This window comes from Mesorhizobium silamurunense, from assembly GCF_014843905.1.
Taxonomy (GTDB): Bacteria; Pseudomonadota; Alphaproteobacteria; order Rhizobiales; family Rhizobiaceae; genus Mesorhizobium; species Mesorhizobium silamurunense.
In genome coordinates, this window is the sequence record NZ_LPVS01000003.1 from 1 (window position 1) to 12,311 (window position 12,311).

The 12,311-nt window shown below is 62.3% G+C and carries 6 protein-coding genes and 1 pseudogene; 3 read left to right on the forward strand and 4 right to left on the reverse strand.

The window, feature by feature from the left end:
• Positions 1–237: 237 nt before the first annotated feature.
• Positions 238–1,275 carry a hypothetical protein gene (locus AU465_RS00055; RefSeq protein WP_246505789.1) on the reverse strand — a complete coding sequence of 346 codons (1,038 nt, stop codon included), beginning with the start codon at positions 1,273–1,275 and terminating at the stop codon, positions 238–240.
• Between the two features lie 59 nt (positions 1,276–1,334).
• On the opposite strand from AU465_RS00055, the gene AU465_RS00060 reads away from it, so the two are divergent.
• Complete coding sequence (locus AU465_RS00060; RefSeq protein ID WP_192242631.1) at positions 1,335–2,048, forward strand: glycosyltransferase family 25 protein; 714 nt, start codon at positions 1,335–1,337, stop codon at positions 2,046–2,048.
• 54 nt (positions 2,049–2,102) lie between these two features.
• Here AU465_RS00060 and AU465_RS00065 read toward each other — a convergent pair whose 3' ends face one another.
• Together AU465_RS00065 and AU465_RS00070 are read right to left on the reverse strand one after the other, a co-directional pair.
• On the reverse strand, positions 2,103–3,206 hold the full coding sequence (locus tag AU465_RS00065) for a tetratricopeptide repeat-containing glycosyltransferase (RefSeq protein WP_192242635.1): 1,104 nt from the start codon (positions 3,204–3,206) through the stop codon (positions 2,103–2,105).
• A 90-nt stretch (positions 3,207–3,296) separates the two neighbouring features.
• Positions 3,297–7,067: a glycosyltransferase gene (locus AU465_RS00070; protein WP_192242638.1), complete on the reverse strand. Its 3,771-nt coding sequence runs from the start codon at positions 7,065–7,067 to the stop codon at positions 3,297–3,299.
• Between the two features lie 1,101 nt (positions 7,068–8,168).
• On the opposite strand from AU465_RS00070, the gene AU465_RS00075 reads away from it, so the two are divergent.
• Positions 8,169–8,480, forward strand: coding sequence for a hypothetical protein (locus AU465_RS00075; protein WP_192242641.1), 312 nt, complete (start codon positions 8,169–8,171; stop codon positions 8,478–8,480).
• 91 nt (positions 8,481–8,571) lie between these two features.
• Positions 8,572–9,069 (forward strand): annotated as a pseudogene (locus AU465_RS36065) (DUF4347 domain-containing protein); the annotation flags it as partial.
• Positions 9,070–9,404: 335 nt separating this feature from the next.
• Here AU465_RS36065 and AU465_RS36070 read toward each other — a convergent pair.
• The coding region (locus AU465_RS36070) for a hypothetical protein (RefSeq protein ID WP_376774796.1) at positions 9,405–12,311 on the reverse strand (2,907 nt) is incomplete at its 5' end.

A 12,311-nucleotide genomic window follows, 5' to 3' on the forward strand; every position in this document is an offset into this window, starting at 1 on the left:
GATGGGCCAGAACGAACTTCAAACCGGATTAGATCAAAGGGGCAAGGTCAGTCAGCGGAAAGGGATGCGTCGGATTGAGCTGCAACAAGCCCTAGAGTTGGGCTCAGCTTGTCAGAGCCGCTGTCAAGCTGGTTTCGGCCCATAATACAAATCGCTGCTCGCCGGTCACCGCAGATCGTCCGGCAGGTTTGCGCTCACAAAATTTCCGCACACTGCCCACATTGATCAACGTCGCTGCTAGGAAGCATGCAGCAATTCCTGCAGTCGGACCGGCAGGTGCGGCGAGGCATGCAATTCGGCACAGCTCCTTTTCCATCGCCGGAGATATTCGGCGATCGGAACCCCGCTGCGGCCAGGCCAGCGGTTGAGCGCGCCCAGCGCCTCGATACATTCGGGCGTGCGGTCGTATTCGGCGAGCAGGATCACGGACATTGCCCGAGCGAATGGATTGAGGCCAGGTATTTCGATCTCGTTGCGGTGATCGGTGAACCATGCCGCAGCGTCGCTGGTAAGCCCCTGTTGGTCGGCGAGCGCGCTATAGCCTCTGATCATATCCTCGCTATAGTTTCCAATAGAATCACCGAAAGCGTTGTCGCCGGCGAAGGGCGGGTCCTCCTTCCAGCCTTTCGCCAACCGCCTGAGGCCACGCAGCGAGAACGCTTCGACCATCGCTTCTTCCAGCCACTGGCAGGGCGGCGCCGGCTTGGCATCCGGCTGCCAACTGTTGGCGAGTACGTGGCCAAGCTCGTGCCCGAACTGGTAGGCAAGCTTCGACCAGTCCCTTTCGCCGATGTCGACAATGATCCAAGCCAAACTGCTGCCGTCCGGATGCAGCCAGATCGCCGGCTGGCCGGAGGTGTGCTCGTCGACCCGGAGCCGCATAGGCTGGCGATCAGAGAGGAGTCGGATGCCGTCCAGGCAGGCGTGCCGCATGCGTTCGATGACCTGTTCTGCCGCGTGCGGAAGCATGTGGCCCCAATTGCCCGCGAGCTCGACGGGGGCGGAGAGGAGCGTCGCGGAGGGAGCAGTTGGGGATAGCGGCATCGCTGCGTCGTTCGGTTCCAAGCTGGCCGAAAACTTTGCTATTGCGGTAGCCGAACCTGCCGCAACGATGGCGCCGAGCGCCAGCTCTCGCCGCGTCATAAACTCTCCAATTGCTGGAAGCAAATCATCTTCGATGATGTCATCCGAGGCATCTCGCCAGCTATCACCGAACCAGCTAGACTCGGATTTTTCAAGTGGAGCCTTGGGCGCAAGCTGGCCCGCGCGATGCAAAGAAGAACACGCGGACCGGGACACAAAGAAGGTCTGAAGGCGTGATAGACGAAATTTTCGTGATCAATCTCGACCGAAGCGTCGGGCGTCTGGATAATTTTCGCAAGTTAAACCCGCACGTCCGAAATATTCGAAGGTTCTCCGGGGTGGACGGTAAGTCAGTTGATCGAGATCGGCTGATGAGCGATCAGATCATCGCCCCAAATTTAGACTACGCGGCTGGCAGTTTGGGCTGCGCCATTTCGCACGTGACACTCTGGAGAGAGGCTGTCGGACGGCACAAAGTGATAACTGTTGCCGAAGACGATGCGATCTTCTCTCGCGAGTTCGAACGGCATACGAGTTCGCTGTTGTCGAATATTCGAGGCGACTGGGACTTTATCCTGTGGAGTGCAAGCTTGCGATGCTATGCCTGGCTAAACGCCCTTCCTGGCGGGACCGGTGCCAGGCTGGAGTTCTTTCCGGGTGAAGTCATGACGCATATTGCGGACTTCCAGGAGGCGGTAATCGAACCTACTCTGCTTCGAGCGCACTATCTGCTCGGCACAGTTTGTTATTCCGTCTCGCCACGTGGCGCGCGAGCGCTGTTGGAGTGGTGCCTTCCGATACGGCCGATGATTGTCGATTTTGCGGGCTTCGGACTAAGGCTGAACAATACAGGAATTGATTGCATCATGGCCGGCGTGATGCCGTCGCTCAAAGCCTACGTGTGCTTGCCGCCGCTTGTTATTAGTGACGAACGGCCAGAGGAATCGGTGCGGATCAACACGTGAATAAGGGTGGCTCGGCATTGTCCTTCCCGATCCAGCTTACGAGAATAGGCAATCTCAGCGCGAAGCCTCCACGCCAAGCGGTGCTACCCGATCCTCTTGCCGCCGCCGAATGAAGAAATCGAGGTTGTTCCTGAGACGCTCATTGCCCGGATCAAGCTCGAGCGCCATTTCCCCCCACTCCACAGCACGGTCCATCGCATTCAGGTGCCATGAGGCGATGGCACCCAAATCAAACAGCCGAAAACCCCAGCAGTTCTGGTCGTCGAGATAGCTGCCTGTGCGGTGGGTCTTTTCGATTCCGTTGGTGCAAGCCCAGAACAGATTCAACCAGTCGGCCCTGCCGTGGAGCTCCTCTGCCAGGTCGGCCCAGATCTCGCGGCGATGCGGCGCTTCCATTCGTGCTTTGTCCAACCAAACCAGTCTCTGGTCAGGCAGCATACGTGCGATGTAACGCATCGCTTCGGATCGTTCTTCGCCCCAGGTGCTTGTCGGCAAGGCAAGGTAGTGCTCAAGCAACTGGACGGCCCGATCTTGCTGGTTCGCCCACATCAGGTCCCGCCCGAGCCAGAAACATATCTGTGCGTCGTCGGGATCTTCCTTGTACGCGACCTCCATCAGCGGCAGGTAGCTGCTCCTTGTTGGCTTGGCCAAGTCCTGCACCTCGAACATGACAAGGTCATCGCTGGTCGCGGCCACCTCCCTTTCTCCGGTGAAGACGAGGGCCTCATGGACGGGGCGTTTGAAGCGATACCCCCAGCGATGGTGAAAATTCTTCGTGGCCCATTGCCGCAACGGTGTCGGGTCTTCGACCCTCGATCTGTAGATCGTCTGGCAATAGAGGGCTGTCGTTTCGGGTTTCCAAGCCGCCTCCAGCTTGGGGCGCCAGCCGGGCTCGAGGAACCGATCCATGTCCATGGTGCAGCATACGTTGACGTCGGTGGGGATCAGTGCCATGGCGGCATTCCGGGCGTCGTCGAAGCGCCATGGGCGGATGGCTATCCGGTGCACGGTGACGCCAGCATTGATCAAGCGTGCTACCGTTTCGTCGGTACTGCCGGTGTCGGCGACTATCCGATAGTCGGCATCGACAGCCGAATTTGCCCACCTCTCGACGTGTGCGGCTTCGTTCAACGCGATGGTATAGACGGCGACTTTCAAGGAGGGGCTCCGCGATTAGGCGCAACCATGACCGCCGCTCTGCCTATACGGGTGGACTCGCCCGAACCCGTCCGCAATGGCCTGCTGCGCTCATCGAACAAGTCCGACGCCCCCACGCTTGCGGATCGCCACCAGGCCGCCGAGCAGTTTTGCCCGGCTAAGCTCGAAGTGGCTGTCGAAGAACCGGATTTCGGCAAACTGATCGGCGAGGTCGCTGATACCCATGGGGTCAAGTGATCGCGCCGTGCCGTACTGTTGGATTTCTCGCAAGAGATTCTTGGTGAGCGTGATTTTGCTGGCATCCTCGCCAGGTGGCTGCCAGTCGAGGTCTTCGATGAAATACCATCCACCCTCTGCAAGCAGTGGGAAGAATTCGCGCAGCGTCAGCTGCTCGTCAAACGAGGCGTGGCTGCCGTCGTCGATGATCACGTCAAGCGAACCCGGCTCGAGTTTTTCCGCGACGGAGCGCAGATCCTCGAGCTTGGATTGGTCACAAACGAAAGATTTGAATCGCTCATTGTTCAGTTGAGAAAAATCCGTCAGGTCGATACCGATCACCTGGGCGTATGGAAAATAGGACTGCCAGAGCGAGACCGAGGGCGTCTCGGACTGGCTGCCTTCCGCTGCGACGCGACAGAGCCCGATCTCCATCAGCCCGCGCATGGAGAGCCTTCTGCTCGACAGCAGTCGCTCGTAGACGCGCGCGTAAGCATGCCGGTTGCCTGTATGCCGGTTCTTGTCGGTGTTGAAGCGATCAGCAAGATTGATGAGCGTAGGAAAGCTCTGCAGCGGCTCGATCAGCAAAGAGATCAGCGGCGCTCCTTCCCCGTTCGAGCGAGCCTCGTTTCGTGCCGTCCACAGATGTGTTCCGACGACGCGCTCATCATTCAAGTAGACAGCCAAATCTGACAGCGGCTTTTCGAACTCGCTTATCTCGGTCCAATCGATGGAGTTGAAGAACATCGGCCCGAATACCCATTCGCGCAGCTCGGCGCCTGTATCCGAAGCGATGTAGTCTGAGAGCAGTTTCGGACCAATCTCGCCGAACCCCTTGCCGCTCTCACCATAGAACCGCTCGATGGACATCTCGTAGAGGGCTCTCAAATGGTGGCTGAAGGCTTCGGCATAGATCACGTTGCCGCAGATGAAGTGGCCTTGGTGCCCGCCGCGCCATTGCAGATTGAAAAAGTAATCGCCGCGGAACGGGAATGGTCGCAGCATGACCACGTCGCAATCCATCCACAACCCGCCATGTTCGTAAAGTACGGCGTAGCGAAAGGCGTCGCTGAAATACCGGATCTCGGAGCCGGCGACCATTCGCTCGAACAAGCTGCGCGGCATCACGTCATCCGCCGCGCGTACCTCGATGCCGAGCGGCTGAAGAAATTCAAGCTTGTTCGGAGAGTAGCTCCAGACCCTCACCGGATGGCCTGCCGCGCGCATCGACGTGGTGGCGGCAACCAAGGTCAGATGCTTCGCATGGTCGGACAGCACCTCGTAGAAGCAGTGGATTTGAGGCAGCGCGGCGTCTCCCCCGCCCAGGAAGGGGGCGATCCGGCTATCGAAGGCTCGCGATTGAGCGCGACGCTCATGCGGCGAATCCGCGAAACGAAGGAATGGCGCCAGCTCGAGCAGGACCTCCTCTGTACTTTTCGCATCGCTGGAGAGGACAACGCTGCTCGCCTCCTTCGAGAGTCCGCCGCCAGGCCGGTGTTGCTGACGGCGGTCGCCGGGTCCGGGCCGGGCGTACCGCTGAGCTTCCACAATTTGTACGTTCGCGCCATCCAGCGACTTCATGGCCGGTGAGCTCCAATAATCCTCGCTCGTAGACAAATTGTCTGTGGCCTCCAGCAGCGCGCTTACCTCCGACGCATCGACGACGGCGATCCATGCCTCGCTCTCGGCGACGCCATACGAAATCAGCAGGCGCTCCTCTTTTGGGTGCCAGGCTAGGCCGGCGGCAAACTCAACCCCCTTCTCGTTGAAGAAGAACGGCCGGCTGATCTTTGCCAAGCAGCCTGTTTCGTCCAACCAAACGAAGCGGTGCTGGCAGTATCGCTGAGCCCCGTCCGGCCTTGTGCGCGTCTCGTGGACGAGTGCCAGCCATCCGCCTTCGAATGCAATCGCCTGCGTGCCTCCCTTGAGCTGGTCGGCAGCGACGGAAGGCGGCTTTTCCGATATCGTCTGCCCTTGATCGCCGACGATGCGGATGGGATCACCCACAGAAAGGAACTGCAGCCGCTCCCGGTCGGTGTCGATGCCAGCCGGCTTGACCAGGGGCGCCCAGTTGTTGTGGTTGACCTTCGCACCGATCGGGCGCAGTACACGCCAGTCAGTCATCTGGTATGGCGCAGGCCCGCGATCGTCGATGCGCGCAATGACTGGGTCGTACCGGCCGTCTCCAGCCGACGCCCGCAGGTATGCGCTGCTCCACAATTGCCCCTCCCAGGCAAACGGACGCATGGCCTCAAGCCCGCAGGCCCGGTCATAAGCAGGTCGCGGCAAGTCGGCCGGCTGTGAAATCTCATCGGCCGAGGCGATGCCGAATTCATTGTCGATGCGCAGCAAGAAATTGCGTGTGTGGACTGCCGCCCGATCCGGCACTTGAGCCCGGAGATTCTCTTCGGCCCCCATCAAGCCGACGGCCCCCTGCAACAGCACGATCTTGTCGCCCCACCGAGCCACCGACGGGTTTGAGAGCCGGTAGCCGTCAGGGGGCGTGAACCCGACCGGGTGCGCGGTGAACGATGGCATCATCGTCTTGGCGGACTGAATGTAGAAGAACAGGTTGGACCGCGCCAGATCGCGGGGACCATCCGCGATGCTCCGGTTCAGCGCTAGCCAGTTGCACGCCGCGAAACCGCGGTCCTTCCGTAGAGGATCCCGCGCGTAGTTTGCCGCGATCGCGTATTCCTCGCGAAGGCCCGTCGTATAGATGAAATCCTCGAGAAACAGGATGTCCTGCTCTGGTCTCCCGATCGCCAGCCCCGCTTCCGAAAACAGCACGCTGGCCTCGTTCATCCCCTTCTCGCGATGGAACCGCGCGAGGTCGTAGAGCGGCTCGGCGCGTTGCGGGCGTTGATTGAAGGCAGCAAGCGCCTGGCGAATGAAGCCTGCGTCGTCCCCGAGCTTTTTCAAGCAGCGCGCCTCCTGCAGGCGGGCGTTCCAAGCTTCCTCGTCCCAGCCGGCCATAGCTGCCCGTTTGGCGTAGGCTACCGCCGCCTCGGCCGTGCGTCCGGCGTCGCGGTAGGACTGCGCCAGATAAAACCAGTATCGGTGGTTCTCCGGATCCCTTTCCAGCGCTTCCAGTAGAAGCTTGATGTCGCGCTCGAACTTGTCGACGCGGTTCGATCCGCTGGCATGGTCCTTGTACCAAACACTCCGCAGCTCCTTCACGTCGCCGGGAACGTCAAGATATTCATGCGTCACGCCACGGTAACGCGCGCCGGCATCGCGCCTGACAATACGGGTGTTCCAATAGGCGAGGTCGGAACCGGACCGCTGGAGCAGCCGATAGCCAGGACCGTCGAGCTGCGCTCGGAAGCCCGCGTCCTCGACGACAAGCTCCATGTCGGCGTCGTCAAAAAGCAGATAGTCATAGGCGAGCGACGAAGCATAGGCATGATCGAGCGCGGCGTTGCGAGCCTGTTCGAAATTTTCGAAGGGGAACTCATGCAACTCGCCGGGCAGGTTGCGAGCGGCGAAGAATGCTCTGATGAAATCCTGTGTCCCATCGGTCGACCCGGTGTCGCCGATGACCCAGCAGTCGATGTGGTCGACAACCGCCCCTAGACAGCGCTGCAGGTTCGCCATCTCGTTCTTGACGATCATGTTCAGGCAAAGTCGCTTGCCCGTAGTCATCTGTGAATTGCCATCTCTCGCTGTGACGGTCCGCCACGTTCAAGGAATGTCATTCTCTCGTACCGCGGATCAGTTCGCGGGGCCGTCCCAAAGCTTCCATTGTTCACTGGCGTTCAAATCAGTCCAATCGTCTGGCCCGCCACCGCAGCGGCTAAGATCCTCAGACGATCCCCGCCCACTTGACCGCCATTTGCCAAGCGCCGTCAAGATCGACGAAGGGGTTGTCGCGTCGACCCGATCGCCACGCCGCGAGGAATTGCGGCGCTTGAGCTCGATCACGTTTTTGAGATTGACGAAAATTGAGGGGCGAGCGTTAAGCTACGGATTTCCAAAATATTTTCTTGAGTTTTGGTCCTGTAATAAATGCCGACCTAATACTTTTGCGGTAGGTAAGTTCCGTCGCTTCATAGTTTACAAACCGCTAATTTTCGAATTTGCTAACGTACTGCTGTTGGGGGCCCACGGGTCGTGGGTAGCTGGCATTCTGCGGAAGTCGTAGGGAGTCGAGCCAGAGGGTTCCGGAGTAGCAAGGCCAAAGTCGCGGACGACTAAGCACGTGCGTTTAGTGAGCGCACGGCAGCGTTGACGTTTGTCTTTTTTGTTCGAGTCGGACGGGTTTTTCCACTCCGGAGCTCTCTCGCGAGTTTTCGCCGAGACATCGGCGTCAGCTGTGACGGGAGTGAGTCGTGTATCGAGTGATATCACGTGCGTTTCGCAGCGAGTTTGAAGCCCGCCGCTTCGACAAGCTTCAAAAGTATCCGCAACTGAGCGCCCCAGGCGGTGCCGATACATGCCCCGGTGGGCAATTTGTTGCTGCAACCTGCGGCGGGCTGCTCCCTTGTCCTGCGTCCAAACCAAATCCGTGCGGGCTTATTCAAACCGCGTGTCGCCGGCGAAGGGAGCCGTCTGCGTCTTCCTACCCGCCGATCGGACCCAGGAGCCGTCTGGAGCAAAGGCTGCAGCGCATCACGCCTTCGCGGGCGAGCCTTCGTGAGAGGTTGCGGCCAAGCTCGTCGGGACGGGGGCGCACTGTGGTGATTGAAAATCAAGTGTCAGGCAGGAGAAGCCGCGGCACAGCCGCCGCTAATCGGGGAGTGCATGATGAGCTACGCAACTGTGTCTGCTGCAATGGATGTCACCGTTAGGGGCGTCTTGCCCATCGGCGACGCGACCGAAAATATAACCTATTTCATTCTGGACGCTGCCAAGAACGCGATCGTCGGCCAGGTCATTCTTCCCGCCGCCGTCAAGCGAAGCCACGCTGTCGCTATAACCGTCAAGGTTCCAAGCACCGCCGGCTCACTTGCCATCGGGACCTTTGAGGATGGCAATTTCCGGGTTTCTGGCTTCCTACGCGTAGAGGCCCCCACTGTCGGTCGCCCCAGCGGGGCCGTCGGGCCTTCTGGAAGATGACCGCGGCCAAACGCCGTTTGCGCACCGCTCGCCGACTAAGCCGGTGGGCGGTTTTTCCTTGAATTGAATTGGAAGCGAACAGGAGCCAGTCATGGCCCGTGCCTCTGAAATTCTTTTTGTGGATCCTTCGATCTCCGACCTTGAGACTGTTCTGAGCAACGTGCGACCGGGGGTCCAGGCCATCGTGCTCGATGGCCGTCAACCGGCGGCGGCGCAGATGGCCGCGGCGCTTAGAGGGCACGAAGAGCTGGACGCGGTCCACATCATCGCGCATGGAGCGCCGGGTCGGGTTAACTTCACTTCAGGAGAATGGTCGGCCGGGACGTTCAAAGGGGCGGCTGAGGAATTCGCCGCAATCGGCAGGGCGCTAGCTGCGGACGGCGAACTGCGGCTCTGGAGCTGCAAGACGGCGCTAGGAAACGCGGGTCAGGCCTTTGTTGATGCACTGCGCAAGGCTACAGGCGCAGATGTCAGCGCATCGACCTCGCTGGTTGGCGCGTCGGCGTTAGGCGGCGCCTGGCAACTCTCCGTGCGAACGAGCGCCCCCATGCCCCTGCCGCCGCTCACCTCGGATGGCGTGGCAAGTTACGAGGGACTCCTTGCGACTTCAGGTGATCTGACACTCACTGGCACCATAGATGCTGGTTCAAGTAACAACATTAATACATACTATCTTGTCGATACAAATGGCACGGCGGCTACAAATGACGACACGGTAGTCGGTAGTTTTCAGCTTCCATCAGCTGCTAACGGCGCGGTGCCTACATTTTCGATAACTGTAACAGTTCCTGATACTACTCATACTTATCTCATTTACGATGCCGGATTTCACTTATACGGCACACTCACTCCTAGTGGTCCTACGACTTATAGCTTCACGACCACGCCTATCAATAGTATCGGTGGTTCGGGCAATGATGGCGATCATTTTACTGGGGGCACTATAGCGGTTACGTCTACCGGAGCCCAAGGTCCAACAGGCCCCGCCGGCCCCACGGGCGCGACCGGCGCCACAGGAGCGACCGGCGCCACGGGTGCGACTGGCGCAACGGGTGCAACGGGTTCGACCGGCGCTACTGGAGCTACAGGTGCCACCGGCGATACCGGAGCAACCGGCTCGACTGGTGCGAGTGGAGCTACCGGCTCAACTGGAGCGAGCGGCGCCACGGGCTCGACTGGCGCAACTGGAGCCACAGGTGCGACCGGTGCTACTGGTGCCACCGGCGCGACAGGTGCGACTGGCTCTACTGGTGACACAGGCGCGACCGGCGCAACTGGACCGACCGGCGCCACGGGTGCGACCGGTTCGACCGGTGCAACGGGTTCGACAGGGGCCATCGGCGATACCGGAGCGACTGGATCGACCGGAGCCACAGGCGCAACTGGTGATACTGGCGCAACGGGCGCGACGGGTGCCACCGGCGCTACGGGTGCCACCGGCGCTACGGGTGCGACCGGCTCGACGGGTGCGACTGGAGCTACCGGTGCGACCGGAGCTACAGGTGCAACCGGAGCAACGGGTGCGACCGGCTCCACTGGAGCGACTGGCGCTACCGGAGCGACTGGAGCAACGGGTGCTACTGGCTCGACTGGAGCGACAGGTGCGACCGGAGCCACCGGCTCGACGGGTGCGACTGGTTCAACCGGTGCCACTGGCTCCACTGGAGCAACAGGGGCAACCGGCGCCACAGGTGCGACTGGTGACACCGGTGCGACTGGCTCGACTGGAGCGACAGGTGCGACCGGAGCTACCGGCTCGACGGGTGCGACTGGCTCAACCGGTGCCACCGGCTCCACTGGAGCAACCGGCGCCACAGGTGCGACCGGCGATACCGGTGCGACTGGAGCAACGGGAGCCACAGGTGCGACCGGCTCGACTGGTGCGACCGGGGCGACTGGAGCTACCGGTGCGACCGGCGCTACGGGTGCGACGGGCGCCACGGGTGCCACAGGCGCTACGGGTGCGACCGGCTCGACTGGAGCAACTGGCTCGACGGGTGCCACGGGAGCTACCGGCTCGACGGGTGCGACTGGAGCAACGGGCGCGACCGGCGCTACGGGTGCGACTGGCGATACCGGTGCGACTGGAGCAACGGGAGCCACAGGTGCGACCGGCTCGACCGGTGCAACCGGCTCGACGGGTGCCACCGGAGCAACGGGCTCGACCGGCGCCACCGGCTCAACCGGAGCGACTGGCTCTACAGGTGCGACCGGCTCGACTGGAGCGACTGGCTCGACCGGAGCAACCGGCTCGACGGGTGCCACCGGAGCAACAGGCTCGACCGGCGCCACCGGCTCGACTGGAGCGACTGGCTCTACAGGTGCCACAGGTGCGACCGGCGCCACAGGTGCGACAGGCTCGACCGGCGCCACCGGCTCGACTGGAGCGACTGGCTCTACAGGTGCCACAGGTGCGACCGGCGCCACAGGTGCGACAGGCTCGACCGGCGCCACCGGCTCGACTGGAGCGACTGGCTCTACAGGTGCCACAGGTGCGACCGGCGCCACAGGTGCGACAGGCTCGACCGGCGCCACCGGCTCGACTGGAGCGACTGGCTCTACAGGTGCCACAGGTGCGACCGGCGCCACAGGTGCGACCGGCTCAACCGGAGCGACTGGCTCTACAGGTGCCACAGGTGCGACCGGCACGACTGGAGCGACCGGCTCAACCGGAGCGACTGGCTCTACAGGTGCCACAGGTGCGACCGGCGCCACTGGCGCGACCGGCTCGACCGGAGCAACCGGCTCGACTGGAGCAACTGGCTCGACCGGTGCGACTGGCTCGACCGGTGCAACCGGCTCGACCGGAGCAACTGGCTCGACCGGTGCGACTGGCTCGACCGGAGCGACCGGAGCGACTGGCTCGACAGGTGCGACCGGCGCCACAGGTGCGACTGGTGATACCGGAGCGACCGGTGCGACTGGCTCGACCGGTGCGACCGGCGCAACCGGTGCGACCGGCTCGACTGGTGCGACCGGGGCGACTGGAGCTACCGGCTCGACGGGTGCGACGGGCGCCACGGGTGCCACAGGCGCTACGGGTGCGACCGGCTCGACTGGAGCGACTGGCTCGACCGGAGCAACTGGCTCGACGGGTGCCACCGGAGCAACGGGCTCGACCGGCGCCACCGGCTCGACTGGAGCGACTGGCTCTACAGGTGCCACAGGTGCGACCGGCGCCACAGGTGCGACCGGCTCAACCGGAGCGACTGGCTCTACAGGTGCCACAGGTGCGACCGGCACGACTGGAGCGACCGGCTCAACCGGAGCGACTGGCTCTACAGGTGCCACAGGTGCGACCGGCGCCACTGGCGCGACCGGCTCGACCGGAGCAACCGGCTCGACTGGAGCAACTGGCTCGACCGGTGCGACTGGCTCGACCGGTGCAACCGGCTCGACCGGAGCAACTGGCTCGACCGGTGCGACTGGCTCGACCGGAGCGACCGGAGCGACTGGCTCGACAGGTGCGACCGGCGCCACAGGTGCGACTGGTGATACCGGAGCGACCGGTGCGACTGGCTCGACCGGTGCGACCGGCGCAACCGGTGCGACCGGCTCGACTGGTGCGACCGGGGCGACTGGAGCTACCGGCTCGACGGGTGCGACGGGCGCCACGGGTGCCACAGGCGCTACGGGTGCGACCGGCTCGACTGGAGCGACTGGCTCGACCGGAGCAACTGGCTCGACGGGTGCCACCGGAGCAACGGGCTCGACCGGCGCCACCGGCTCAACCGGAGCGACTGGCTCTACAGGTGCCACAGGTGCGACTGGCTCGACCGGAGCAACCGGCTCGACCGGTGCGACTGGCTCGACCGGTGCGACCGGAGCGAC